The sequence below is a fragment of the Streptomyces hawaiiensis genome (genome assembly GCF_004803895.1).
Classification (GTDB): Bacteria; Actinomycetota; Actinomycetes; order Streptomycetales; family Streptomycetaceae; genus Streptomyces; species Streptomyces hawaiiensis.
Window position 1 is genome coordinate 3,683,825 of record NZ_CP021978.1, and the last position, 25,194, is coordinate 3,709,018.

General features: G+C 69.6%; 24 protein-coding genes and 1 tRNA gene. 16 read left to right on the forward strand and 9 right to left on the reverse strand.

The genetic code is table 11. The features are described from left to right. Complete coding sequence (locus tag CEB94_RS16775) at nt 1-1,035, reverse strand: SMI1/KNR4 family protein (RefSeq protein ID WP_175433004.1); 1,035 nt, start codon at nt 1,033-1,035, stop codon at nt 1-3. A 346-nt stretch (nt 1,036-1,381) separates the two neighbouring features. Between CEB94_RS16775 and CEB94_RS16780 the strand changes: the two genes are divergently transcribed. Further along, on the forward strand, nt 1,382-1,984 hold the full coding sequence (locus CEB94_RS16780; protein WP_175433005.1) for a YwqJ-related putative deaminase: 603 nt from the start codon (nt 1,382-1,384) through the stop codon (nt 1,982-1,984). 98 nt (nt 1,985-2,082) lie between these two features. Further along, nucleotides 2,083-2,577: an SUKH-3 domain-containing protein gene (locus CEB94_RS16785; RefSeq protein ID WP_175433006.1), complete on the forward strand. Its 495-nt coding sequence runs from the start codon at nt 2,083-2,085 to the stop codon at nt 2,575-2,577. A 32-nt stretch (nt 2,578-2,609) separates the two neighbouring features. On the opposite strand, the gene CEB94_RS16790 is transcribed toward CEB94_RS16785, so the two are convergent. Then, the gene (locus CEB94_RS16790) at nt 2,610-3,914 is read right to left on the reverse strand and encodes a sensor histidine kinase (RefSeq protein ID WP_175433007.1); all 1,305 of its coding nucleotides are present in this window, start codon (nt 3,912-3,914) and stop codon (nt 2,610-2,612) included. Between the two features lie 168 nt (nt 3,915-4,082). Here CEB94_RS16790 and CEB94_RS16795 point away from each other — a divergent pair, with 168 nt between their 5' ends. The 8 genes from CEB94_RS16795 (at nt 4,083) to CEB94_RS16830 (ending at nt 10,556) form a co-directional block, all read left to right on the forward strand. Then, nucleotides 4,083-4,934, forward strand: coding sequence for a hypothetical protein (locus CEB94_RS16795; RefSeq protein ID WP_175433008.1), 852 nt, complete (start codon nt 4,083-4,085; stop codon nt 4,932-4,934). 32 nt (nt 4,935-4,966) lie between these two features. After that, a tRNA-Gln gene (locus CEB94_RS16800) sits at nt 4,967-5,038 on the forward strand. A 124-nt stretch (nt 5,039-5,162) separates the two neighbouring features. Then, nucleotides 5,163-6,611 carry a bifunctional UDP-N-acetylglucosamine diphosphorylase/glucosamine-1-phosphate N-acetyltransferase GlmU gene (gene glmU / locus CEB94_RS16805; protein ID WP_175433009.1) on the forward strand — a complete coding sequence of 483 codons (1,449 nt, stop codon included), beginning with the start codon at nt 5,163-5,165 and terminating at the stop codon, nt 6,609-6,611. A 135-nt stretch (nt 6,612-6,746) separates the two neighbouring features. Further along, nucleotides 6,747-7,727 (forward strand): ribose-phosphate diphosphokinase, encoded by a 981-nt coding sequence (locus tag CEB94_RS16810; protein WP_031138636.1) that lies wholly within the window; start codon nt 6,747-6,749, stop codon nt 7,725-7,727. A 187-nt stretch (nt 7,728-7,914) separates the two neighbouring features. After that, entirely contained in the window at nt 7,915-8,508 is a 594-nt protein-coding gene (locus CEB94_RS16815) for a 50S ribosomal protein L25/general stress protein Ctc (protein ID WP_175433010.1), read from the forward strand. A 69-nt stretch (nt 8,509-8,577) separates the two neighbouring features. Then, complete coding sequence (pth, locus tag CEB94_RS16820) at nt 8,578-9,180, forward strand: aminoacyl-tRNA hydrolase (RefSeq protein WP_175433011.1); 603 nt, start codon at nt 8,578-8,580, stop codon at nt 9,178-9,180. 54 nt (nt 9,181-9,234) lie between these two features. Next, nucleotides 9,235-9,726 (forward strand): hypothetical protein, encoded by a 492-nt coding sequence (locus CEB94_RS16825; RefSeq protein ID WP_246111817.1) that lies wholly within the window; start codon nt 9,235-9,237, stop codon nt 9,724-9,726. A 137-nt stretch (nt 9,727-9,863) separates the two neighbouring features. After that, a complete protein-coding gene (locus CEB94_RS16830) occupies nt 9,864-10,556 on the forward strand; it encodes an LPXTG cell wall anchor domain-containing protein (protein ID WP_175433013.1) in 693 nt (230 codons plus the stop codon). A gap of 65 nt (nt 10,557-10,621) precedes the next feature. Here CEB94_RS16830 and ppc read toward each other — a convergent pair whose 3' ends face one another. Next, complete coding sequence (ppc, locus tag CEB94_RS16835; protein WP_175433014.1) at nt 10,622-13,354, reverse strand: phosphoenolpyruvate carboxylase; 2,733 nt, start codon at nt 13,352-13,354, stop codon at nt 10,622-10,624. 295 nt (nt 13,355-13,649) lie between these two features. On the opposite strand from ppc, the gene CEB94_RS16840 reads away from it, so the two are divergent. Beyond that, a complete protein-coding gene (locus CEB94_RS16840; RefSeq protein ID WP_031138648.1) occupies nt 13,650-14,663 on the forward strand; it encodes an acyl-CoA desaturase in 1,014 nt (337 codons plus the stop codon). Continuing rightward, on the forward strand, nt 14,660-15,337 hold the full coding sequence (locus CEB94_RS16845) for a TetR/AcrR family transcriptional regulator (RefSeq protein WP_175433015.1): 678 nt from the start codon (nt 14,660-14,662) through the stop codon (nt 15,335-15,337). The genes CEB94_RS16840 and CEB94_RS16845 overlap by 4 nt, the downstream gene beginning before the upstream one ends. A gap of 156 nt (nt 15,338-15,493) precedes the next feature. Here CEB94_RS16845 and CEB94_RS16850 read toward each other — a convergent pair whose 3' ends face one another. Continuing rightward, the gene (locus CEB94_RS16850) at nt 15,494-16,312 is read right to left on the reverse strand and encodes a trans-aconitate 2-methyltransferase (RefSeq protein ID WP_175433016.1); all 819 of its coding nucleotides are present in this window, start codon (nt 16,310-16,312) and stop codon (nt 15,494-15,496) included. 127 nt (nt 16,313-16,439) lie between these two features. Between CEB94_RS16850 and tamR the strand changes: the two genes are divergently transcribed. Beyond that, nucleotides 16,440-16,937 carry a MarR family transcriptional regulator TamR gene (tamR, locus tag CEB94_RS16855; protein ID WP_175433017.1) on the forward strand — a complete coding sequence of 166 codons (498 nt, stop codon included), beginning with the start codon at nt 16,440-16,442 and terminating at the stop codon, nt 16,935-16,937. On the opposite strand, the gene CEB94_RS16860 is transcribed toward tamR, so the two are convergent. Continuing rightward, nucleotides 16,896-17,663, reverse strand: coding sequence for a LuxR C-terminal-related transcriptional regulator (locus CEB94_RS16860; RefSeq protein WP_175433018.1), 768 nt, complete (start codon nt 17,661-17,663; stop codon nt 16,896-16,898). The two genes, tamR and CEB94_RS16860, sit on opposite strands and share 42 nt — an antisense overlap. A 266-nt stretch (nt 17,664-17,929) precedes the next feature. On the opposite strand from CEB94_RS16860, the gene CEB94_RS16865 reads away from it, so the two are divergent. Continuing rightward, nucleotides 17,930-18,388, forward strand: a complete 459-nt coding sequence (locus CEB94_RS16865; protein WP_175433019.1) for a GNAT family N-acetyltransferase — start codon at nt 17,930-17,932, stop codon at nt 18,386-18,388. A 385-nt stretch (nt 18,389-18,773) separates the two neighbouring features. Here the strand turns inward: CEB94_RS16865 and galK are convergent, their stop codons facing one another. Genes galK through galT form a run of 3 tightly spaced genes read right to left on the reverse strand, consistent with a single transcriptional unit; the run spans nt 18,774 to nt 21,984 of the window. Next, nucleotides 18,774-19,937 carry a galactokinase gene (galK, locus tag CEB94_RS16870; RefSeq protein ID WP_175433020.1) on the reverse strand — a complete coding sequence of 388 codons (1,164 nt, stop codon included), beginning with the start codon at nt 19,935-19,937 and terminating at the stop codon, nt 18,774-18,776. A gap of 26 nt (nt 19,938-19,963) precedes the next feature. After that, nucleotides 19,964-20,926: a UDP-glucose 4-epimerase GalE gene (gene galE / locus CEB94_RS16875; RefSeq protein WP_175433021.1), complete on the reverse strand. Its 963-nt coding sequence runs from the start codon at nt 20,924-20,926 to the stop codon at nt 19,964-19,966. Beyond that, nucleotides 20,923-21,984, reverse strand: a complete 1,062-nt coding sequence (gene galT, locus CEB94_RS16880) for a galactose-1-phosphate uridylyltransferase (protein WP_175433022.1) — start codon at nt 21,982-21,984, stop codon at nt 20,923-20,925. Before galT ends, galE begins: the two co-directional genes overlap by 4 nt. A gap of 163 nt (nt 21,985-22,147) precedes the next feature. On the opposite strand from galT, the gene CEB94_RS16885 reads away from it, so the two are divergent. Then, nucleotides 22,148-23,827 carry a sodium:solute symporter family protein gene (locus tag CEB94_RS16885; RefSeq protein WP_175433023.1) on the forward strand — a complete coding sequence of 560 codons (1,680 nt, stop codon included), beginning with the start codon at nt 22,148-22,150 and terminating at the stop codon, nt 23,825-23,827. A 29-nt stretch (nt 23,828-23,856) separates the two neighbouring features. Beyond that, nucleotides 23,857-24,174: a hypothetical protein gene (locus tag CEB94_RS16890; protein WP_175433024.1), complete on the forward strand. Its 318-nt coding sequence runs from the start codon at nt 23,857-23,859 to the stop codon at nt 24,172-24,174. Between the two features lie 292 nt (nt 24,175-24,466). Here the strand turns inward: CEB94_RS16890 and CEB94_RS16895 are convergent, their stop codons facing one another. Continuing rightward, complete coding sequence (locus CEB94_RS16895; RefSeq protein ID WP_175433025.1) at nt 24,467-25,147, reverse strand: helix-turn-helix transcriptional regulator; 681 nt, start codon at nt 25,145-25,147, stop codon at nt 24,467-24,469. Between the last annotated feature and the right edge of the window lie 47 nt (nt 25,148-25,194).

Consider the following 25,194-nt stretch of genomic DNA (forward strand, 5'->3'; position numbering starts at 1 on the left):
TCACTCCCCCACGGCCGAGGACGCCACCGCGTCCACCGGCACCACACGCGCGAACCCGCCGTCCACCATCAGATTCGCCACCGTCTCCAACTCCGGCGGATTGCCCGCCAGCCGCGACAGGAAGACATCGAAATCGTCCCCGCACGGCAGCAACAGCCGCTCCACCCGCTCCGCCGGCGGCATCGAGGGATCCACGTCCCGCGCGTCGTCGTACGCGCAGAACCACACCGAACCGATCCGCTCGCCCTTCACCTTCACCGCGAGCAACCCGCCCTGGACGAACGAGATCCCCAGATAGTCCTTGGTCAGATGGTCACGCAGACACTTGTTGACGTACACCAGGTCATTGACCGCGGCCTCGTCGCGCACCGTGAAGAACGGCTGGTCCACCAGCAGCCCCAGCTCCGCGTCCAGCACGGCACCCACCGGCGCGCAGCCACCCGCCGCCTTCAGGAACGACCGGTACGCACCCGGCAACCGGTAGCCGAGGTCCTCCTCGACACCCTGCACCTGCGACTCGGTCACCGCGACACCCGACTTCGGCAGCCCGAAGTGCGCCGGACGCGTCTCCTGCAACGGCCGCGTCCCCCGCTTGGAGTGGTCGACACCCGACGTCGCCACACCCCCGTGATGCCGCAGCAGCGCCTTCACCTCGACCGGGACCAGCTCCATCCGCCGCGTGCCCACCACGTGGTGCCACGTCCAGCCGTGCGGCGTCGCCACCGCCGGCACCGTGTCCCACAGCTCGTGCCCGGACGCCGACAACGCCGTGTTCGCCGACACATAGTCCGTCAGCCGCAACTCGTCGACACCGAAACCCTCCGGCGGCTCCGCGATCTCCGCGGCCGCACGCGCGTAAGCCGAGAAGTCGGGGTAACCATGCTCGTCGACCCGTACCCCTCTCGGGTGACGGGCCGCCCGGACCGGATCCGGGAAATGCACGACCTGCCCGGCGTAAGCCGCGTTCGGCGGCGCGGCTTGTCCCCCGGCCTGGCGGCCGGGAGGTGCCCCCAGCCCGAGCCGACCTGTCGTCATGGCGGTTGCCCCCTGCGGCACTCTGTACGACCCGTATTGACCACCCTTGGCGCACTACGACCCGTATCGACTGTCACTGCACACGCCGACCCGCGGATCACCCTCCGGTTCACTGCATCGAACCCCGAACGGATCACCGCATCGCCCGCGGTGCCGACAGCCTATGCGGTACGACGACACCGGTCACCGGCACCGGTCGGCACCCCCTCCGCATCCGTGACCAGCCGTCACCCCACCGTGACGACACACCCCGCTCCGGGCGTGTCGCCGCGCCCCAGCTTCCGCAGCAGCCACGGCATTTGGCAGTCTGTGACCCCCGGGGGGATGCACGGAGGGGAAGACGATCATGAACGCCACGCAGACGGGACCACACACCGGCAGGTCCGCCGACCCACGAAACGGCGCCCCCGCAGGCGCCACCCGCGACACCGGCCCCCTGGCCGGCGACCCGCGAACCGCCGACACCCGAAGCGGCGACCCCCGCATCGGCTGGAGCGCCACCGAAGCCGCCCACACCCCGGCCCTCCGACACCGCCGCGACGGCATCCTCCCCACCGTCGCCGCCGCCCTCTCCGTCCGCGGCGCCACCCTCACCGGCACCGCCGCCCGCGGCGACACACCCCCCGCCCTGCACCCCCTCGTCCAGGACTTCCTGGACACCCTCACCAGCGCCCAACGCGACCGCTTCACCGGCCGCTGCGCCGAAACCATCCTCATCTCCCGCCACATCACCGCAGCCGACACCGCCCGCAGCAGACGCGCCGCACGCAAACCCATGACCAACGGCGAGGCACGCAAAGCCCTCAAGCAGGCCAAACTCACCGCCCGACGCATCCGCGAGGACGGCGACCCCCTCCACGGCAGCTTCGCCACCCCCTGCCGCGCCTGCACCGCGCTCAGCGCCCACTTCGGCGTCCGCATAGTCGACCCCGCGTCCCAAAACGGCTGACGCCCCCCCACGCCCCCACCCCCGCACGGGCCGGCCACACGCCGCCCCGGCACACGCACGCCCACGCGCCACCAGGACCTCGACGAGACGAAGGGCAGATGCACACCGACCGCACCTCCACCACCCGCTTCGCCGTACCCGTCGACGCCGCCCTGCGCGCCGCCGGCTGGCAACCCGGACGCTGGGACATCAAACAAGCCGAGATCTGGGCCGACGCCCTGCGCGACCACGCCTCCCCCGCAGGCCACCGCCACACCGTCTTCCCCGCCGCCGTCGAGGCCTGGGCCGAATTCGGCGGACTCCACATCACCCCCACCGGCCCCGGCCGCCAGGTCGCCCCCGCCAACCTCCACCTCGACCCGCTGCACGGCCTCCACATGGCCCGCACCCTCGCCGACCTCGGCCGCGCCCTCGGCACCGACGTCTGCCCCCTCGGCGCCGAAACCGACAGCCAGGCCCTCCTCGCCATCGACACCGACGGCCGCGTCTACACCCTCGACCACACCGGCGACTGGTACCTCGGCCACGACATCGACCAAGCCCTGGCCACCCTCATCGCCGGCACCGAACCCGTACGCCTCACCACAGGCTGACCACGGACCCCCGGCGCCAGGCGCCAGGCGGCCTACGACGCCGGAATCACCGCCGACACCCGAAAACCCCCCGCATCCGTCGGCCCCGACACAAACACCCCACCCAGCGCCGAGACCCGCTCCTTCATCCCCACCAGCCCGTTCCCCCCCGACGGCAACCGCGCCGACGCCGCCGCCTCCTCAGGCGGCTCGTTCTCCACCTGCATCGCGATCTCCGACACCCGATGCGCCAACCTCACATACGTCTTCGCCCCGGCCGCGTGCTTGTGGACGTTCGTCAACGCCTCCTGCACCACCCGATACGCCGTCTGCTCCACCAAAGGCGCATACGACCGGACATCCCCCTCCACCGAAAACGCCACCACCATCCCCGCGGCAGCCGACTGCCCCACCAACTCCTCGATCTCCGCCAGACACGGCCCCTCGTCATCCGCCGCCCGCGAAGCCGCCGCAGCCGCGGCCGCGGCCACCCCCACCGCCGCCAACGGCACCGACGCCGCACGCTCACGCCGCACGTCACCACCACTGCGCAGCACCCCGAGCATCTCCCGCAGCTCCGTCAGCGCCTGCCGCCCCATGTCCCCCACCAGCGCGGCATTCCGGACGGCCTTCTCCGGATCCTTCCGCGCCACCGCCTGCAGGGCCGCGGCATGCACCACCATCAGACTCACCCGATGAGCGACCACATCGTGCATCTCCCGCGCGATCCGCGTCCGCTCCTCGTTCCGGGCCCACTCGGCCCGCTCCTCCGCCCGCTCCGCGAGCAGCTGAAGCTCCCGCTCCAGACTGTCCGCCCGCTCCCGCAGACTCTCCATCAACCGCCGCCGCGCCCCCACGTACAGACCGAGCAGGACCGGAGGCGCCGTGAAGCCCAGCGACATCGTGATCGCCGCGAAGGGCACAAACCAGTCCCCTATGTCCAAGTCCCCCCGCGACATGTCCTGCCGCGTCTTCACGAACGTCACGATCAGCGTCCCCACCAGCGACATCCCCGCCAGCGAGGCGATGATCCGCCGGGGCAGCTCGGCCGCGGCCAGCGTGTACAGGCCGACGACGCCCATCAGGAAACCCATCTCGGCCGGCGTGATGGCGATCGACACCAGCACCACGGCGATCGGCCACCGCCGCCGCACGACCAGCACGGAACCGGCCAGCAGCCCGAAAACGACCCCGGCCACCTCCGGGATCCCCGCGTCCCTGGCGAACGGGATCCCCTCCAGCGCGCACTCCAGCGCGGACCCCGCGGCCAGGCTCACATCGAACACGGCACTACGCCGCCTGGCCCACCACCAAGGCCCTCCCCGGGCCGTCACCTGCTCTTCCCCCGTCGCGGTCATGTCTCCCAGCCTACGGGCGGCCACCGCCGGTTTTCCGGCGAGTTTCCCGCACTGGCCTACACCACACTCCGTGACCGTTCGGTTGCGATACCACCCGATATCCCTCGAACTGCTGAATCGCTCACCGTTCGACCACGGAAGCCGGCATTCCGCCCGGACGGTATGCGTATGACACACGCAGCCGGCAAATACGCCGACTTCGAGGAGTTGCGAGAGAGGGCGATGGAGCTGCGGCGCTCCGGCTTGAGCCGACGCCAGATCCGCGACCGCCTCCACGTCGACAACAACGACATCCTCAACCGCCTGCTGGAGGGCGAACCCCCGCCGGCCTGGACGAAGCGCCCGAACGCGAAGGACGACCTGAGGGAGAAGGCGAGGGAACTCCGGCTCCAGGGGTGGACGTACGACCGGATCCAGGTGGAGCTGGGGTGCTCGAAGAGTTCGATCTCGCTGTGGGTACGGGATCTTCCGAAGCCGGAGCGCAAGCGCAGCACCGAGAAGGCGTCGGCCATCGCCCGGCGAGGCTGGGAAGCCGCACTGCAACGTCGCGAGGAGGAGCGCCGGCACGCGAAGGCGGCCGCCAAGCATGCGGTCGGTGATCTGTCCGACAGGGAGGTGTTCCTGGCTGGAGTGACCCTCTACTGGGCCGAGGGAGCCAAGGACAAGCCGTACAGTCGCCGCGAGAGGCTGTACTTCATCAACAGCGACCCGAACGTCATCAGCTTCTTCCTGCGCTGGCTCGACGTACTGGGCGTAGAGCGCGAGCGCCTGCGCTTTCGGGTGAGCATCCACGAGTCGGCCAACGTGGCGAGCTCCGAAGAGTTTTGGGCCGCGCTGGTAGGCGTTGAGCCCCTGACATTCCAGAGGGCCACCCTCAAGAAGCACAACCCGAAGACGAGCCGGAAGAACACCTCCGAGGCATATCACGGCTGCTTGATCGTGTACGTACTCAAGAGCGCCGATCTGTACCGTCGCATGGAGGGCGCCTGGTACGGCATAGTAGGAGGCGCCGCTCGGTGATCTGGCTAGATGTCCGGTTTAGTCGAGTTCGTTCCCCCGTGGTGTAATTGGCAGCACTGTGGCTTTTGGTGCCATCTGTCCGGGTTCGAGTCCTGGCGGGGGAGCACATGCTCAAGTTCGGGCCCTGACCGGCGACAGCCAAGTCAGGGCCCACTCTCATACCCCCCACAAAACCCCCCGGTATCCTGCGGATGTCACCCCACCCCATCCACAGCCGAAGGGCATCCCGTGAGCGCCAACCGCCCGGCAGCCGTCGTCGTTCTCGCAGCGGGTGAGGGCACCCGTATGAAGTCGGCCACACCCAAGGTCCTGCATGAGCTCTGCGGCCGCAGTCTCGTCGGGCACGTGCTCGCGGCCGCAGGCGAGCTGCAGCCCGAGCATCTGGTCGTCGTGGTCGGCCACGCCCGTGAGAAGGTCACCGCCCATCTCGGCGGCATCGCCCCCGACGTCCGTACCGCCGTGCAGGCGGAGCAGAACGGCACGGGGCACGCCGTGCGGATGGGTCTGGAGGAGCTCGGCGGGTCCGTCGACGGGACCGTCGTGGTGGTGTGCGGCGATACGCCCCTGCTGCGTGGTGCGACGCTGCGGGCCCTCGCCGCCACGCACTCCGCCGACGGCAACGCGGTCACCGTGCTGACCGCCGAGGTGCCGGACGCGACGGGGTACGGGCGGATCGTCCGCGACGACGCCACCGGGGCCGTCACCGCGATCGTCGAGCACAAGGACGCCACCGACGCGCAGCGGTCGATCCGTGAGATCAACTCGGGTGTGTTCGCGTTCGACGGGGCGTTGCTGGCAGACGCGCTGAAGAAGGTGCGGACGGACAACAGCCAGGGCGAGGAGTACCTGACCGATGTGCTCGGGATCCTGCGTGAGGCGGGGCATCGGGTCGGGGCGTCCGTGGCCGACGACCACCGTGAGATCGCCGGGATCAACAACCGTGTGCAGCTCTCGGAGGCCCGCCGGATTCTGAACGACCGGTTGCTGACCGAGGCGATGCTCGGCGGTGTGACCGTCATCGACCCGGCCACCACCTGGATCGACGTGACCGTCACCTTCGAGCAGGACGCGGTTGTCCACCCGGGCACCCAGCTGCACGGCACGACGCATCTGGCGGAGGGTGCCGAGGTCGGGCCCAACTGCCGGCTGACCGACACTCGCGTGGGTGCGGGTGCGCGGGTGGACAACACCGTGGCCGCGGGCGCCGAGGTCGGCCCGGACGCGACCGTGGGGCCGTACGCGTATCTGCGTCCGGGGACGCGGCTCGGTGCGAAGGGCAAGATCGGGACGTACGTCGAGACGAAGAACGCGTCGATCGGGGACGGGACGAAGGTGCCTCACCTTTCCTATGTGGGGGACGCGACGATCGGGGAGCAGACCAACATCGGTGCCGCCAGCGTGTTCGTGAACTACGACGGGCAGGAGAAGCACCACACGACCATCGGCTCTCACTGCCGGACGGGCTCGGACAACATGTTTGTGGCGCCTGTCACGGTGGGGGACGGTGCGTACACCGCCGCCGGGTCCGTGATCACGAAGGATGTGCCGCCCGGTTCGCTGGCCGTGGCCCGTGGTCAGCAGCGGAATATCGAGGGCTGGGTGGCTCGGAAGCGTCCGGGGAGCGCGGCCGCGAAGGCGGCGGAGGCGGCGTCCCGGGAGCCGGCCGGTGAGGGCTGACCGGAAACCGATGCCTGAAACACGGCGTACGGTGATAAGTGCACACCCGCACCCCCACCAGCTGAGACGGCCTCCGGCAAGCCGGCTGCGAGGTCTCTCGACACCCAGCTGCGACACCTCTGAGGAGACAGTGCTGTGACCGGGATCAAGACGACCGGCGAGAAGAAGTTGATGTTCTTCTCCGGCCGCGCCCACCCCGAGCTTGCGGAGGAGGTCGCCCAACAGCTGGGTGTCGGGGTTGTCCCGACGAAGGCCTTCGACTTCGCGAACGGTGAGATCTATGTGCGTTATCAGGAGTCGGCGCGTGGTGCCGACTGTTTCCTGATCCAGAGCCACACGGCTCCGATCAACAAATGGATCATGGAGCAGTTGATCATGATCGACGCGTTGAAGCGTGCGTCGGCCCGCTCCATCACGGTCATCGTGCCGTTCTACGGTTACGCGCGGCAGGACAAGAAGCACCGTGGACGTGAACCGATTTCGGCGCGTCTGATCGCGGACATGATGAAGACCGCGGGTGCGGACCGGCTGCTGACCGTGGATCTGCACACGGACCAGATTCAGGGCTTCTTCGATGGTCCGGTGGATCATCTGTTCGCGTTGCCGCTGCTGGCGGACTACGTGGGCCGGAAGGTGGAGCGGGAGAAGCTGACGGTCGTGTCTCCGGACGCGGGCCGGGTGCGGGTCGCGGACCGGTGGTGCGACCGGCTGGGCGCGCCGCTGGCGATCGTGCACAAGCGGCGTGACAAGGATGTGGCGAACCAGGTCACCGTCCACGAGGTCGTGGGTGAGGTGAAGGGGCGCGTGTGTGTCCTGGTGGACGACATGATCGACACGGGTGGGACGATCTGTGCCGCGGCGGACGCGCTGTTCGCGCACGGCGCGGAGGACGTGATCGTGACGGCGACGCATGGTGTGCTGTCGGGCCCGGCGAGCGACCGTTTGAAGAACTCGCGGGTGAGTGAGTTCGTGTTCACGAACACGCTGCCGACGCCGGGTGAGCTGAGCGGCGACCTGGACAAGATCTCGGTGTTGTCGATCGCGCCGACGATCGCGAATGCGGTGCGTGAGGTGTTCGAGGACGGTTCGGTGACGAGCCTGTTCGACGACCAGTAAAAGCCCCTGTTCGGGCTTGTAGTAGATCGTTTTGGGTGCGGCCTCCCTCGCCGAGTAGACTGCTGAAGTTGCTCGGCGAGGGAGGCCGTTCCCGTTTGGGGATGCGGCTGTCCGTTATCGACGCGCTCTTCGTAGCAGGCCGTTCGTGGCCGGGTGACCACGTCCGTTCCTACTTCGAGGAGTGATTATGTCCGAGGTGAAGATCTCCGCCGCGACGCGCACCGAGTTCGGTAAGGGTGCCGCGCGCCGTATTCGTCGTGAAGCCAAGGTTCCGGGTGTCCTGTACGGGCACGGTTCGGACCCGCTGCACCTGACTCTGCCGGGTCACGACCTGCTGATGGCGCTGCGTACGCCGAACGTGCTGATCGCGCTGGACATCGACGGCAAGTCGAACGAGCTGGCGATCCCGAAGGCCGTGCAGCGTGACCCGCTGAAGGGTTTCCTGGAGCACGTGGACCTGCAGCTGGTCAAGCGTGGCGAGCAGGTCAACGTCGAGATCTACGTTCACACCGAGGGTGAGCTGGCCCCGGGCGGCAACCTGCTGGAGCACGTGCTGAACGCGCTGCCGGTCGTGGCCGAGGCGACGCACATCCCGGAGTCCGTGACGGTCTCCGTCGAGGGTCTGACGGCTGGTGACTCCGTCCTCGCCAAGGACATCACGCTGCCGAAGGGCACGACGCTGGACGTCGAGGAGGACACCGTCGTCCTGCAGGTTCTGGCCGCGCAGGCCGAGGAGTCCGCTGAGGGTGAGGGCGAGGGCGAAGTGGCCGCCGAGGCCTGATCCTCTTCGTCGTCGTTTCGTCGGCCGCTGTTCCCGTGCGGGGCAGCGGCCGACGCGTATGAAGGAGACATGGACGTGACGACCGATGCCGCTGCTCCCTGGCTGATCGTGGGGCTGGGCAATCCGGGGCCGGAGTACGCGGGGAACCGGCACAACGTGGGTTTCATGGTGGCCGATCTGCTGGCGGACCGGGTCGGGGGGAGGTTCAAGCGGGCCGGGCGGGCGCAGGCGCAGGTCGTGGAGGGCCGGATCGGGCCGCCGGGGCCGTTGAACCGGCGGGTGATTCTGGCGAAGCCGATGTCGTTCATGAATCTGTCGGGCGGTCCGGTGAACGCGCTGCGGGATTTCTACAAGGTGCCGGTGGCTCATGTGGTGGCGGTGCATGACGAGTTGGACATCGATTACGGGGTGCTGCGGCTGAAGCTCGGTGGTGGCGACAACGGGCACAACGGGTTGAAGTCGATGACGAAGGCGTTCGGGTCGGAGTATCACCGGGTGCGGTTCGGGATCGGGCGGCCGCCGGGGCGGATGCCGGTGGCGGATTTCGTGCTGAAGGATTTCGCGTCGGCGGAGCGCAAGGAGCTGGACTACTTCGTGGACCGGGCGGCGGACGCGGTGGAGTGTCTGGTGATCGAGGGGCTGGAGCGGGCGCAAAGCACGTACAACTCCTGACTTGTCACCCGCCGAGGTTGACGGGCCGTTCAGGCATGGCCAATGATCCCGGCCATGCCTGCCACTGCCGCCTCTTCTCGTCAGGCCTCGGCCGCCGTACTGCGGTTTCTGCGGTTCGCGGCGATGGGTACGGTCGCGGTGCTGATTCTGATCGCGGGTGTGTGGGCGTCGTGGGGTGCGGCGCAGCACGTGATGCTGACGAAGGGCCGGGAGCGGGGCACGGTCGACGTGGTGCGGTGCGGGCCGGACACGTGCTCGGGCCCGTATACGCCGTTGTCGGAGGGTTCGCTGCCGCGGTCGCGGGTGGTGCTGGAGAGGTCGGTCGCGGTGGAGAAGGGCCGGACCTACACGGTGGTGATGAAGCCCGGCGGTGATGACGCGGTGCGTTCGGGTCCGGCGGGGGTGTTGTACGCGTGGATTCCGCTGGGTGGTGCGCTGTTGCTGGCGTCGGTGGTGGTGGCGGGTGGTCTGCTGCGGACGCGGGTGGCGTGGGTGATGGCGTTGTCGGGGGTGGCGTTGCTGACGGCCGCGTTCGTGACGGTCTGAGGGGTTGGGGCGTTCTCTCCTTCTGTGGAGGGGCGAGCGTTGTGTGTTCGTGATTGACGCGCTGACGGACGAGGCTGGAAGCTGAGCCGCCCCCTCCACTTCTTCCCGGTCACTTCTCGAAGATGGACTACCTCCCGATGCGAACCCTCTCGCGCCTCGGCGCTGTCTGCGCGGCCGCTTCCGCGGTCCTCCTGCTCGTTCCGGCCGCCCACGCCACCCCGCCCGGCGACAACGGCACGGTGAAGATCCATGACGCCTCCACGGGCGCGGAGCTGCGCCGTAACGAGCCGCATGTGTGCGCCTTCTACCTGGATGCCTTCGGTTTCGACGGCGGTCAGGAGGTCGACTGGCGCATCGACGCCATCCCCCCGAGTGAGAACAAGGGGGAGACGGTGAAGTCCGGTGCGCTGACGCTGGACGCCCGGGGTCACGGCCGCAGTGAGGACCTGTCGCTGCCCGGCGGGCACTACAAGCTGTTCTGGAATTTCGAGGGCGAGAAGGGCTCCGCCAAGCACAAGGTGTTCTGGACGGACTGTGAGGACGAGCAGGAGCCGGGCGGTGCGACGCCGTCCGGGTCGGCGTCCGCGTCGCCTTCGCCGGGGGCTTCGCTGGTGCCGTCGGGTGAGCCGGGTGCGTCGGCGTCTGCGGGTTCGTCGGCCGGCGGTGGTGTGCCGGCGTCCTCGTCGCCGTCCCCGCAGGGCGGTACGTACGGTGACCTCGCCGAGACGGGCAATGGTGCCCCGGTGGGTCTGCTGTCGGGTGTGGCGGCGGTGCTGCTCGCGTCCGGCGGGTTCCTGGTGGTGCGGCGGCGCAGGACGAGCCGCGGCTGACGTGGAACGGACCGTGCCCCCGAGCCCTGTGCGGGCTCGGGGGCACGGTGGTGTCCGGGGGTGGTTCAGCCGGTGTTGCGCAGGCCGGCTGCCACGCCGTTGACGGTGAGGAGGAGGGCGCGGGCGAGGAGCGGGTCGGTCTGTTCGGCGGCGGCGGCCGCGTCGCGCTGGCGCTTGAGCAGGGCGACCTGGAGGTAGGAGATGGGGTCGAGGTAGGCGTCGCGGATGGCGAAGGTCTGCTTCAGGACGGGTTCGGCGTCCAGCAGTTCGTTCTCGCCGGTGACGCGGAGGACCTCGGCGACGGTCAGTTCGTGTTCGGCCTTGATGGTGTCGAAGACGTGCTTGAGCTCGTCGGGGACGAGGGTGTCGACGTAGTGCTGGGCGATCCGCAGGTCGGTCTTGGCCAGGGTCATCTCGACGTTGGAGATGAAGTTGCGGAAGAAGTGCCACTGGCCGTGCATCTCGTCGAGGACGGTGTCGAGGCCGGCTTCGCGCAGGGCCTTGAGGCCGGAGCCGACGCCGAACCAGCCGGGGACGATCTGGCGGGACTGGGTCCAGCCGAACACCCAGGGGATGGCGCGCAGGCCGTCGAGCGAGACGCCGGAGCCGGGGCGGCGGGAGGGCCGGGAGCCGAGGTGCAGGTCGGCGAGCTGGTCCACCGGCGTCGACGCGAGGAAGTACGTCGGCAGGTCGGGGTCCTCGACGAGGCGGCGGTAGGCGGCGTGGGCGGCGTCGGAGACGACGTCCATCGCGGCGTCCCAGCGGGCGAGGGCCTCGTCGGACTGGCGGGGTGCGGTGTGCAGGGCGGAGGCCTGGAGGGTGGCCGCGACGGTGAGTTCCAGGTTCTCGCGGGCCAGGGACGGGATGAGGTACTTGTCGGAGATGACCTCGCCCTGCTCGGTGACCTTGATCTCGCCTTCGAGGGTGCCCCAGGGCTGGGCGAGGATGGCGTCGTGGGTGGGGCCGCCGCCGCGGCCGACGGTGCCGCCGCGGCCGTGGAAGAGGCGCAGGCGTACGCCGTAGCGGTGGGCGACGTCGCGCAGGCGGCGCTGGGCGCGGTGGATCTCCCACTGGCTGGTGGTGATGCCGCCGAACTTGGAGGAGTCGGAGTAGCCGAGCATGACCTCCTGGACGTCGCCGCGCAGCGCGACGAGGCGCCGGTAGGACGGGTCGGAGAGCATGTCCTCCAGGATGGTGTCGGCGGCCTTGAGCTCGTCGGTGGTCTCCAGCAGCGGCACGATGCCGATCTTGGCCCAGCCGGCGTGCAGGTCGACGAGGCCGGCCTCGCGGGCGAGGACGGCGGCGGCGAAGACGTCGTCGGCGCCCTGGCACATGGAGATGATGTAGGACTCGATGACCTCGGGTCCGAAGACCTCCAGGGCGCGCTTTACGGTGCCGAAGACGCCGAAGGTCTTCTCGCCGGGCGCGTCGACGGGTGCCGGGGTGGGGGCGAGGGGCCTGCGGGACCTGAGTTCCTTGGCGAGGAGCTTGGCGCGGTAGTCGCGGGGCATGTCGGCGTAGCGCCAGGATTCCTCGCCGAGCCGGTCGAAGAGCTGGCCGAGGGCGTGGTGGTGGGCGTCGGCGTGTTCGCGGACGTCCATGGTGGCGAGCTGGAGGCCGAAGGCGGCGAGGGTGCGGATGGTGCGGGCGAGGCGGCCGTCGGCGAAGAGGCCGCCGCGGTGCTCGCGCAGGGAGGCCTGAATGATCCGCAGGTCGCTGATCAGCTCGCCGGTGCCGAGGTAGTCGCGGCCCGGCACGTGCGGGGTGCCCTTGGCGAGGCGCTTCTTGGTGTTCTCCAGCTTCTGCCGGATGCAGGTGGCCTTGAGCCGGTAGGGCTCTTCGGCGTTGAGGCGCTTGTAGCGGGGGCTGATCTCGGGGAGGTTCTCCAGGTCGGCCTGGAGGGAGGTCAGCAGTTCCTCGGTGGCGCCGGCGTAGCGGATGGAATTGGACAGGAAGCCGCGGAGTTCGTCGATGGTCTCCAGGGCGTCGTTGATGCCGTGCTCGTGCTGGAGGATGAGGACGTCCCAGGTCACCTGGGGGGTGACGTTGGGGTTGCCGTCGCGGTCGCCGCCGATCCAGGTGCCGAAGGTGAGGGGGCGGGTGTCGTCGGGGAGCTTGACCCCGGCCCGTTCCAGCTCGGCCGTCAGGTCCTCCAGGACGTCGCCCACGGCACCCGCGTGGAGTTCGTCGAGGTAGTAGATGGCGTTGCGGGCCTCGTCGGCGGGTTCGGGGCGCACGACGCGCAGTTCGTCGGTCTGCCAGACGAGGTCGATGTTCTCGGCGAGGCGGATGTCCAGGCGGCGCCGGTCGGACTCGATGACCGGGGTTTCCAGGAGGGCGGCGATGCGCCGGAGCTTGTTCAGGACGGACCGGCGTGCGGCCTCGGTGGGGTGGGCCGTGAAGACGGGGCGGACGTTGAGGTTGCGGACCGTCTCGCGCAGGTGCTCGGGGTCGGCGTCCTTGAGCCGGTCGGCCGTACGGGCGAGAAGTCCGCCTTCGGCGGCGCGGCGGGCGCGCAGCTCGCGGCCGCGGTGGACCTGCTCGGTGACGTTGGCCAGGTGGAAGTAGGTGGAGAAGGCGCGGACCAGCTTGGCCGCGGTGTCGAGTTCGGTGCCACGCAGCAGCTCGGCGGCGGCCTCGCCGTCCTCACGGGTGAGGCGGCGGACCTTCTCGACGAGTTCCAGCAGCTCAGGGCCCTCTTGGCGGACGAGGGTCTCGCCGAGGAGGTCGCCCAAGCGGCGGATGTCGGCACGCAGCTCACTGCTCGTCGTGGTGGTCTGGTCGTCGGCACTGCTCACAGGTGCGGCTCCTTGCAGTGTTTGAAGCTCGTCTGGGAGGGGGTACCCGGACGGCGTCTCGCGCGGCGGGGGCCGCATACGGATCGGACATCCGGGAGGAAATCAGAGCGGACCGCGCTGTCCGACCGACTCCAGGATAGGTGTCGGCCGGGACGCGCAGGCTCGCGGGCTCTTGCCGCCGGGCGACGCACTGACATACTTACGATGCCGTAGGTTACGGTCCCGTAGGAAGCAGGTCACGGTTGCCGTGCCCCGGCCGATCCTTCTCCATCCACATACCCCCCAGGGGACGCGTATGACCAGTAGTTCCGACGTGATCGAGGACGCCCCGAAGGCGCCCGGTCAGGCCACCGACGCCGCACCCGCCACGCTGGGCGGCGAGAAGAAGCGGTCCATCGAGCAGATCGCCCTCCTGCTTTTCATCACCGTTCCGTTCGTCGCGCTGCTGGCGGCCGTACCGCTGGCGTGGGGCTGGGGGGTGAGCTGGCTGGACCTCGGTCTGCTGGTCTTCTTCTACTACCTGGGGTGCCACGGCATCACGATCGGTTTCCACCGTCACTTCACGCACGGTTCCTTCAAGGCCAAGCGGCCGCTGAAGATCGCGTTGGCGATCGCGGGCTCGATGGCGGTGGAGGGTCCGCTGGTGCGCTGGGTGGCCGATCACCGCAAGCACCACAAGTTCTCCGACGCGGAGGGCGACCCGCACTCGCCGTGGCGTTTCGGTGAGACTCTTCCGGCCCTGATGAAGGGCCTGTGGTGGGCGCACATCGGATGGATGTTCGATGAGGAGCAGACGTCGCAGGAGAAGTACGCCCCGGACCTGATCAAGGACAAGACGCTCCGCAGCATCTCCCGCCAGTTCGTCCTGTGGACGGTGCTGTCGCTGGCCCTGCCGCCGCTGATCGGCGGTCTGGTCACGATGTCCTGGTGGGGCGCGTTCACCGCGTTCTTCTGGGGCTCGCTCGTGCGGGTGGCCCTGCTGCACCACGTGACCTGGTCGATCAACTCGATCTGCCACGCGGTCGGCAAGCGCCCCTTCAAGTCGCGTGACCGTTCGGGCAACGTGTGGTGGCTGGCGGTCCTGTCCTGCGGTGAGTCCTGGCACAACCTGCACCACGCCGACCCGACCTCGGCGCGGCACGGGGTGATGCGCGGCCAGCTGGATTCGTCCGCCCGGCTGATCCGTTGGTTCGAGATGGCGGGCTGGGCGTACGACGTGCGCTGGCCGTCACGCTCCCGTATCGATTCGCGCCGTGACACCGGGGAAGGCGGCTCCCCTCGCGGGAAGGAGTCCGTCGAGGCGGCATGATGGTCGCTGTGGCGACCGATTCGAGCAGCAACCCCAGCAATGACAAGCCGCGGCGAGCGCGTCGCACCCGGATGACCGGTGCCGAGCGCCGTCAGCAGCTGCTGGAGATCGGTCGCACGCTCTTCGCGGCGAAGGGGTTCGAGGGCACGTCGGTGGAGGAGATCGCGGCGAAGGCCGGGGTCTCCAAGCCGGTGGTGTACGAGCACTTCGGCGGCAAGGAAGGGCTGTACGCGGTCGTGGTGGACCGTGAGATGCGGCGTCTGCTGGACATGGTGACCAGCTCGCTCACGGCCGGTCATCCCCGCGAACTGTGCGAACAGGCGGCGTTCGCCCTGCTGGACTACATCGAGGAGTACACGGACGGTTTCCGCATCCTGGTCCGTGACTCCCCCATCCCCCAGTCGACGGGCTCCTTCGCCTCGCTGATCTCGGACATCGCCACGCAGGTGGAGGACATCCTGGGCCGCGAGTTCAAGAGCCGCGGCTTCGACCCCAAGCTGGCCCCGCTGTACGCCCAGGCCTTGGTCGGCATGGTCGCCCTGACCGGCCAGTGGTGGCTGGACGTGCGCAGGCCGAAGAAGGCCGAGGTGGCCGCGCACCTGGTGAACCTGGCGTGGCACGGCCTGGACGGGATAGAGGCCAAGCCGCACCTGATAGGACGCCGCAAGGCCTAGAGAGGATCGAGGAACTCCAGGCGGTTGCCCCGCCCCGCCGGGCGGCGGCTCGGGGAGCCTGGGGATCCCGGTCGTCCCGAGGGCGTCGATGTCGTACACCCGCAGCCGCCCCTTTCCCCGCCGGGGCGGCGAGCCGGACATGGCCGCGGGCGATGATCAGCTGTCCTTCCGGGCCACGGCGAACACCCGGCGGAACGGGAAGGGCGTGCCGTGCGGGCCGGCCGGATAGGCCTCGCGCAGGGCCGCCCGGTACTCGGCGACGAAGGCCTCCCGCGCCTCGGGCTCGTCGGCGAGCGCGGTCAGCACGGGCCGCAGGCCGGTCCCCTTCACCCAGTCGAGCACCGGGTCCTCGCCCTGGAGCAGGTGGATGTACGTCGTCTCCCACACGTCGGCCGCGCAGCCGAGGGACGTCAGCCGCTCGAGGTAGGCCTCGGGACCGAGGACGGCGTCGGCGTGGCGCAGGGTGTCTGCGAGCCGGCCGCGCCAGCGCGGTGAACCGGCGAGTTCGCGCATGAGCCGGTGACTGGGGGCGTCGAAGTTGCCCGGCACCTGGAAGGCGAGGGTGCCGCCGGGTTTCAGCCCGGCCACCCAGTCGGCGAACCGCTCGACGTGCCCGGGTACCCATTGCAGCGTGGCGTTGCTGACGATCAGGTCGTAGGGCTCGTCCGACGTCCACGTCCGCACGTCGGCGTGGGCGAAGTCGAGGCGCCCGCCCCCCGCGGTCGGCCCCTCGTGATCGACGTGTGCCTTGTCGAGCATCTCGGGCGAGTTGTCGTAGCCGGTGATGCGGGCGGTGGGCCAGCGGGCGGCGAGCAGCGTGGTGACGTTGCCGGGGCCGCAGCCGAGGTCGGCGATGCGGGGCGGCCCGGTGGGCGGGTCGGGGACGCGGGCGAGAAGGTCGGTGAAGGGCCGGGCCCGGTGATCGGCGTGACGCAGGTACTGGGCGGGGTCCCAGGTGGGGGCGGCGGCGGGCATGGGTCCTCCTGGTGTCCTGGTGGTGACCGTACGGGACGCACACCCAGCGTCACCCTCAAGGTATCTCGATGTCAAGAAACTAGACGTCAAGAGACTCTACGTCGACACAACCACTACACTGATCGTCATGGAGGACGAGGTCGATCGGCTGGTCGCAGCGTGGCGCCGGGAGCGCCCGGACCTCGACGTGGAACCGCTCGAGGTGCTCAGCCGTGTGAGCAGACTGGCCCGGCATCTGGACCGGGCCCGGCGGCTGGCCTTCTCGGAGCACAATCTGGAGCCGTGGGAGTTCGACGTCCTGACGGCCCTGCGCCGCGCGGGCACGCCGTACCAGCTCTCGCCGGGACAGCTCCTCACCCAGACCCTGGTCACCTCGGGCACGATGACGAACCGCATCGACCGCCTGGCGAAGAAGGGCCTGGTGGAACGGCTCCCCGACCCCAGTGACCGCCGCGGCGTCCTGGTCCGGCTGACGGACGAGGGCCAAGACCGCGCGGACCAGGCCCTGGCGGGTCTGCTGGACCAGGAGCGCGCGATCCTCGCGGAACTCTCCCGGGCCCAGCGCGGCGAACTGGCGGCGCTGCTACGCCAGCTGACCGCCCCGTTCGACAACATCCCCGGCTAGGTCCGCGGGCCCGACCCCGGCCCGCCGCGCCAGGGCGACGGCGGCGAGGGTGGAATGCACGCCGAGCTTGCCGAGAACGTTCTGCATATGGGTCCGCACGGTGTGCGGCGACAGATACAGGCGCTCGGCGACGGCCTTGCGCCCCAGCCCCGCCACCATGCACCGCAGCACTTCCCGCTCACGCGGAGTGAGGGACTCGACGAGCCGCTCGCTCTCGGTGCGGTGCTTGCGGGCGGCGGTGAGCTCCCGCAGCACACCCGTCAGCAGGGCGGGCGGCAGATGGGTCTCGTCCCGCAGCACGCCCCGGATGACCGTGAGCAGCCGCGACAGCGAGCAGTCCTTCGCCACCCACCCGCAGGCCCCGGCCTGCAGGGCGAGCGCCGCCCGCCGCGGATCGTCCTTCTCGGCGAGCACGACGATCCGTACGTTCGGCTGCGCAGAGCGCACTCCCGTGACGAGGGAGATCCCGTCCACGAGCCCGTCCTCGTTGCCCTCCTGCACGGGTACGGCCGGGCGGGCGCCCGGCACCTTGCCGCCCAGGTCGGCGTCCACGAGCAGCACGTCGAACCGCCGCCCCTCGGCGACCGCCCGTTCCAGGCTGCGCAGCGCGGCCGGACCGCTGCCGGCCGCGGAGACGTCGACATCGGGCTCGGCGGCAAGGGCCGCCGCGAGTGACTCGGCGAAGATGCGATGGTCGTCGACGACCAGGACTCGGATGCGAACCACGAAACCCCCTTCCCCGAGCTCCCGAAGAGCAGGGGATACCCCAGCTTCGGAGGATGACACCGCGCGGGTACGACGCCGGAGTGTCCGGATCCGCTGCGTCCGACCGCACGGCCGCCGCCGTGCAGTAACCGCTACCCCCACCCCGGGCGTCGTACCCGGATGTCCGCCCCCTGATCGGCACCGGCCCCCACCGGTGCTGTTCATCAGGGTACGGACGGGCGCCCGGAGCGGAAGGTTATTTGCAGAACTGACTGTCCGACGCGTTTATGGTGTGCCGCATGTTCCGTCTTGAGACAGAAGTCGACAAGGCCCGACGTGATCTGCTCCGCGCACGCCTGCGGGACGCGAACAGGGCCGCCTCTCCGATCCTGCGCGCCCTGCGCGGAACACCGGACGAAAGGGACGTCCCCTTGCATGTGTGGGCTGTGAACGACAGGACCGACGACCTCGCCGGCGGCCTGGTCGGCCACACCTGGGCGACATGGCTCCACGTGACCTACCTCTGGGTCGACGAACGCCACCGGGGCAGGGGCCTGGGCGCGGGGTTGCTCGCGCAGGCGGAGCACCTCGCGACAACGTCCCGCGGCTGCCGCTCGGCCCGCCTGGAGACCTGGGACTTCCAGGCACCGAGGTTCTACGAGAAGCAGGGGTACGAGGTGGTGTGCGTGGTGCCGGACTATCCGCCGGGGATCACGGAGTACACGCTGACGAAGAGGCTGGGCTGAGACGGCCGGTGACCGGTGACCGGTGACCGGTGACCGGATAGCGTTGATCCGTTTGAGTCCCCCCACCTCAACGGGAATCCCCAGTGCACCACCCCGCCCGGCTCACGACGGCCGCGCTCACCGCATCATCCGCAGCCCTGCTGCTGACCGCCTGCGGTTCGGGGGGAACTGAGATCCCGTCGGCTTCGCCGTCGGCGGCCGCATCGGCGTCCGCATCGGCGTCCGCGGGCGCGAACGACCTGTTACTTCGACCGCAAGGTGACGGTGTTCGACACGGCCTCGGCGGCTTTGACGTACTGCGTCGACGAGAGCAAGGCAGACCTTGCGGGATGTGAGCGGCGCCCTTGCCCGAAAAGGGGAGGGCGCCGTTCTTCGTGGAGGCGGGTCAGTGCAGCCGGAGTGCGCCCGCCGACGGGACCGCTTCGAAGACGCGGGGTGTTGTGAAGCCAGCCGTCGTGAAGGCCTCTGTCACCGCCTTGGTGATGGCGTCCACGTCCGGCTCCTCCGCGAGGACGATCGCCGAGCCGCCGAAGCCGCCGCCCGTCATGCGGGCGCCCAGGGCCCCGGAGGCCAGGGCCGTGTCGACGACCAGGTCCAGTTCGGGGCAGGAGATGCGGAAGTCGTCGCGAAGCGAGGCGTGGCCCTCGACGAGGACCGGGCCGATCGCGCGGGTCTCGCCCGACTCCAGGAGGGAGACGACCCGTTCGACGCGCTCGTTCTCCGTGACGATGTGGCGGACCAGGCGGCGGACCTCCTCCTCGTCGCCCAGGCGGGCCAGGGCCGCGTCCAGGTCGGCGTAGGGGACGTCCCGGAGCGCGTCGACGCCCAGCAGGGCCGCGCCCTTCTCACAGCCGGCGCGGCGCTTGCCGTACTCGCCCTCGCTGTGGGAGTGCTTGACCTGTGTGTCGACGACCAGGAGGCGCATGCCCTCGGCCGCCAGGTCGAAGGGGATCTGGCGCTGGGAGAGGTCGCGCGTGTCGAGGAACAGGGCGTGGCCGGCCTCGCAGCAGGCCGACGCCGTCTGGTCCATGATGCCGACCGGGGCGCCGACGTAGACGTTCTCCGCGCGCTGGCACAGGCGGGCCAGTTGCCAGCCCCGCAGGCCGAGGGAGAAGAGGTCGTTCAGGGCCAGGGCGACGACGACTTCCAGGGCTGCCGACGACGACAGGCCCGCGCCCGACGGGACCGTGGAGGAGAGGTGGATGTCCGCGCCCGTGATGGCGTGGCCCGCCTCGCGAAGGGCCCAGACCACGCCCGCCGGGTACGCCGTCCAGTTCTTGTCCGACCCGGGGGTGAGATCGTCCAGGCGGAGTTCGGTGACTCCTGCCTCGACGTCCGCCGAGTGCAGGCGGAGGACTCCGTCCTCCCGGCGTGCCACGGCCGCCACCGCCGTGTGCGGCAGGGCGAACGGCATGACGAAGCCGTCGTTGTAGTCCGTGTGCTCGCCGATGAGGTTGACGCGGCCCGGCGCCGCCCACACCCCGTGCGGCTCGGCGCCGTACAGCTCGCTGAACCGTGAGGCGACCGTCTCCGCCACAGCCTCGCTCATGCCTGACCCCTGACCTTCCGTACGTCCTAGTTGCCGCGCCGCTGCGCGAAGTTCCACGCGTCCGCGACGATCCCCGCGAGATCCGCGCGGGACGGGTTCCAGCCCAGCTTCTCGCGGGCCGTGGCGGCCGACGCCACCAGGACCGCCGGGTCGCCGCCCCGGCGGGGGGCGACCACTTCCGGGATCGGGTGACCTGTCACCGTACGGACCGTTTCGATGACCTCGCGGACCGAGAAGCCGTTGCCGTTGCCGAGGTTGCAGATCAGGTGCTCGCCGGAGGTGGCGGCCTGCAACGCCAGCAGATGGGCCTCGGCCAGGTCCGCGACGTGGATGTAGTCGCGTACGCAGGTGCCGTCCGGCGTCGGGTAGTCCTCACCGAAGACGGAGATCGCCTCGCGCCTGCCCTGTGCGACCTGGAGAACCAGCGGGATCAGGTGGGACTCGGGGTCGTGGCGCTCACCGTGCTCGCCGTACGCGCCGGCGACGTTGAAGTAGCGCAGCGAGACCGCGCCCAGGCCGTGCGCCGCCGCCTCGCCCGTGATCATGTGGTCGACCGCGAGCTTCGAGGCACCGTACGGGTTCGTCGGAGACGTGGGCGCCGACTCGACGATCGGGACCTGCTCCGGCTCGCCGTACGTCGCCGCGGTCGAGGAGAAGACCAGCTTGCGGACGTCCGCCTCGCGCATCGCGGCCAGCAGCGCCATGGAGCCGGCGACGTTGTTGTCCCAGTACTTCTCCGGCTTCACGACCGATTCGCCGACCTGGGAGGAGGCGGCGAAGTGAAGGACTCCGTCGAAGGAAGAATCCAGCCATTTGGCGGCGTCGCGGATGTCGCCCTCGACGAAAGCCGCGTCCGCCGGGACTCCCTCGCGAAAGCCCGTGGAGAGGTTGTCGAGGACGACGACCTCGTGACCGGCCTCCAGCAGGTGTTGCGCGACCACGCTGCCGACGTATCCCGCGCCGCCTGTCACCAGGTACTTTCCGCTCATGAACTCGCTACCTCTCGCAGTCGCTCGGCCGCGTGCTCCGGCGGCACGTCGTTGATGAACACGTTCATGCCGGACTCGGAACCCGCGAGGAACTTCAGCTTGCCGGAAGTGCGGCGGATGGTGAAAAGCTCGAGGTGCAGCGCGAAGTCCTCGCGCACGACACCGTCGAACTCCTCCAGCGCGCCGAACGGGGCCTGGTGCCAGGCCGCGATGTACGGCGTCGGAGACTCACTCTCCCCGAAGATCCGGTCGAAGCGCCTCAAGAGTTCCAGATACACCTTGGGGAACTCTGTGCGCGCGCCCTCGTCCAGCCCGAGCAGGTCGGGCACGCGGCGCTTGGGGTACAGGTGGACCTCGTACGGCCAGTGCGCCGCGTACGGCACGAAGGCCACCCAGTGTTCACCCTCCAGGACGACCCGCTCGCCGGCGAGTTCATGCTCCAGGACGGCGTCGAAGAGGTTCTCCCCGCCGGTCATCTCCTTGTGGGTCGCGGCCGAGCGGAGCATCAGGGCGGTGCGGGGCGTGGTGAAGGGGTAGGCGTAGATCTGCCCGTGCGGATGCCCGAGGGTCACGCCGATCTCGGCGCCCCGGTTCTCGAAGCAGAACACCTGCTCGACGGAGGGGAGGTGGGACAGCTCCGACGTACGGTCCGTCCACGCCTCCAGCACCAGGCCCACCTGCTCCTCGGTGAGCTCGCCGAAGGACGCGTTGTGGTCGGAGGTGAAGCAGACGACCTCGCAACGGCCCGAGTCGCCGGCGAGCGAGGGGAACCGATTCTCGAAGACGACGACGTCGTACGACGAGTCCGGGATCTCGCTCAGGCGATCGCCCGCCGACGGGCACAGGGGGCACTCGTCGGCCGGGGGGTGGTAGGTGCGGCCCTGGCGGTGCGAGGCGATGGCGACGGAGTCGCCGAGCAGGGGGTCGCGGCGGATCTCGGACGTGGTGACGGTGCGGTCCAGCGGGCGGCGGTCGGTCGCGTCCCGCACGCTGTCGTCACGCAGGTCGTAGTAGATGAGCTCGCGGCCGTCGGCCAGCCGGGTCGAGGTCTTCTTCACGCCGGACTCCTCATCCTTCAAACATAACCCAACAGATCAAAACACAACTCACCACACTCGTCAACATCACAATCAAACAAAGAGCATCAGCTGGCGTGTTCAATTACTGAACGCGGAGAAGTGGATCCGCGAGGTATCAGTTCGCGCAACAAAGCGAGGGCTCATGCAAACCCCCACATATCTGGCAGCCGAGCTGCGACTCCCCACGAACTGGCTCGACTACACGATCCTCGGCATCTACTTCGTCGTCGTCCTCGGCATCGGCTTCGCCGCCCGCCGCTCGGTGAAGACCAGTCTCGACTTCTTCCTCTCCGGCCGTTCCCTGCCCGCCTGGGTCACCGGTCTCGCGTTCATCGCCGCCAACCTGGGCGCCACCGAGATCCTGGGCATGGCCGCCAACAGCGCCCAGTACGGCGTCTACACCACGCACTGGTACTGGATCGGCGCCATCCCCGCCATGGTCTTCCTCGGCCTGGTGATGATGCCCTTCTACTACGGCTCCAAGGTGCGCTCGGTCCCGGAGTTCCTGCTGCTGCGCTTCGACAGGGCGGCGCACCTGCTCAGTTCGATCCTCTTCGCCTTCGCCGCGATCCTCATCGCCGGCGTCAACCTCTACGCCCTGGCCATCGTCGTCGAGGCGCTGCTGGGCTGGCCGGAGTGGGTGGCGATCGTGGTCGCCGGCTTCTTCGTCCTGGCGTACATCACCCTCGGCGGCCTGTCCTCGGCCATCTACAACGAGGTCCTCCAGTTCTTCGTGATCTTGGCGGCGCTCATCCCCATCACCGTCCTCGGGCTGAAGAAGGTCGGCGGCTGGGACGGCCTGTCCGACTCCCTGACCAAGAGCCACGGCTCGGACTTCATGACGTCCTGGGGCGGCACGGGCATCGGCAGCGACAACCCGCTGGGCGCGAACTGGCTGACGATCGTCCTGGGCCTCGGCTTCGTCCTCTCCTTCGGCTACTGGACGACGAACTTCGCCGAGGTGCAGCGCGCGCTCTCCGCGAAGAACCTCTCGGCGGCCCAGCGCACCCCGCTGATCGCCGCGTTCCCGAAGATCTTCATCGTGTTCCTGGTGATGATCCCTGGCCTGGTCGCCGCGGTACTGGTCCCGAGGATCGGCACGTCCGGCTCCGACCTCCAGTACAACGACGCCATCCCGTACCTGATGGAGCAGCTGCTGCCCAACGGTGTGCTGGGCATCGCCGTCACCGGCCTGCTCGCGGCGTTCATGGCGGGCATGGCGGCGAACGTGTCGTCCTTCAACACCGTGTTCACGACGGACATCTGGGCGAAGTACGTCGTCAAGGGCCGCGAGGACGCGTACTACGTGCGCTTCGGCCGCCTCATCACCGCGATCGGCGTGCTGGCCTCCATCGGCACGGCGTTCCTCGCGCGGTCCTTCTCGAACATCATGGCCTACCTCCAGACGCTGTTCTCCTTCTTCAACGTGCCGATGTTCGTCGTCTTCATCATCGGCATGTTCTGGAAGCGGGCGTCCATGAAGTCGGGCTTCTGGGGGCTGCTCGCGGGCACCACCGCCGCGATGGTCAACTACTTCGTCCTCTACAAGCAGGACATCGTCGACATCCCCTCCGACCAGGGGGCCAACTTCGTCTCGGCGATCGCGGGCTTCGTCGCGGGCGCGGTGGTGATGGTGGCGGTGTCGCTGTTCACCGCGCCCAAGCCGGCCGAGGAGCTGCAAGGGCTGGTCTACGGCACGCGCTCGCCCGGTATGGCGGAGCCGCCGGCGCCGGGGGACGACGCCTGGTACCGCAAGCCGGCGCTGCTCGGCTGGGGCGCGGTGGTGCTGGCCGCGGCCTGTTACATCCCGTTCTCGTTCTGACCGACCCTGACCGAGGAGTGTGATCGCACATGTCCGAGTTCTACTCCGAGAAGGACCTGCAACGGGAAGTCACCGAGTTGCAGGGCAAGTCGGCGACGGCCGCGAGGCTGTTCGACATCCGGCGGATCATCGGCGGGCTGTTCGTGGTCTACGGCGTCATCGTCACGATCGCGGGGTTCACGGCGTCCGACGCGGACATCGACAAGGCGGAGGGGGTGAACATCAACCTGTGGACCGGGTTGGGCATGCTGGCCCTCGGCCTGTTCTTCCTGGTGTGGCTGAAGCTGAGGCCCGCGGCCCCCGCCCCTCCCGGGGTTGAGCCGGAGAACGACGAGCGAGTGGAGTAACCCGGCATTGACCGGTACCCGGCCTTGGTGCCGGGGCCGGGGCCGGGTGGGTGCGCAACCCGGCGGAGCGGGGTGCCGCTGCGCCCACCCGTGCCGCCCTTAGCGGCACGCATGCCCGCAGCGGGGGCGGCGGCCCGCATTCGCCGTCGTATGCCAGGGGACGTGTCGGGGGGTCCGCCCGCACTGGGTTGGCGCGTCAACGGACAGTCAGTCGGCGTCCGAGCCCATCGCGCCGTTCCGAGGACGGGCACCCCCCGGCGCGGCCCCGACCCACCACCACCGCGTAGGCGGCTCACGGCTCCCGCGAAACCGGCCCCGCCCGGTCCAGCAACCCCGTCCGCGCCGCCAGAGCCGCCGCCTCCAGACGCGACCCCACACCCAGCTTCATCAGGACCCGCTGGACGTGCGTGCGCGCCGTCGACGGTGCGATGCCCATGCCCGCCGCGATCAGGCGGGTGTCCTCACCGTCGGCGACGCGGACCAGCACCTCCACCTCGCGCGGCGTGAGCATCTGGAGCAACCTCTGGCCCTCGTCGTCCGGTTGGGCAGCCGGGTTGAGCAACTCGCTGAACGCTCCCTGCAGCAGCTGCGGCGCCACCGCCGCCTCCCCCGCCCGCGCCTTCATGATCGCCCGCTCGACACCCTCTATGCGCTCATCGTGCCGCACGTACCCGGAGGCTCCCGCCGCGAACGCCGCCGCGATGCCCCGAGGGTTCGGTACCGGCCCCAGCACCAGCACCGCGACCTGCGGCCGCTCCCGCTTGATCTTCACCACCGGGTCGAAGATCCCCGGCTCCGCCGGCGTCGCCGTCCCCAGCAGGCACACCTCCGGCGCCCGCGTGATCACCAGCTCCGCCGCCCCCGCGGCCGGCGCCGCCGCGGCCAGCACCCGGTGCCCCCGCAGCTTCAACGCCGAAGCCAGCGCCTCGGCCAGCAATCGGTGGTCGTCGACCACCATGAGCCGCACTCCCATCGAGCAACCCCCCAGTCACCCCAGCCCCCCATGGAAGCCCCCCGGCT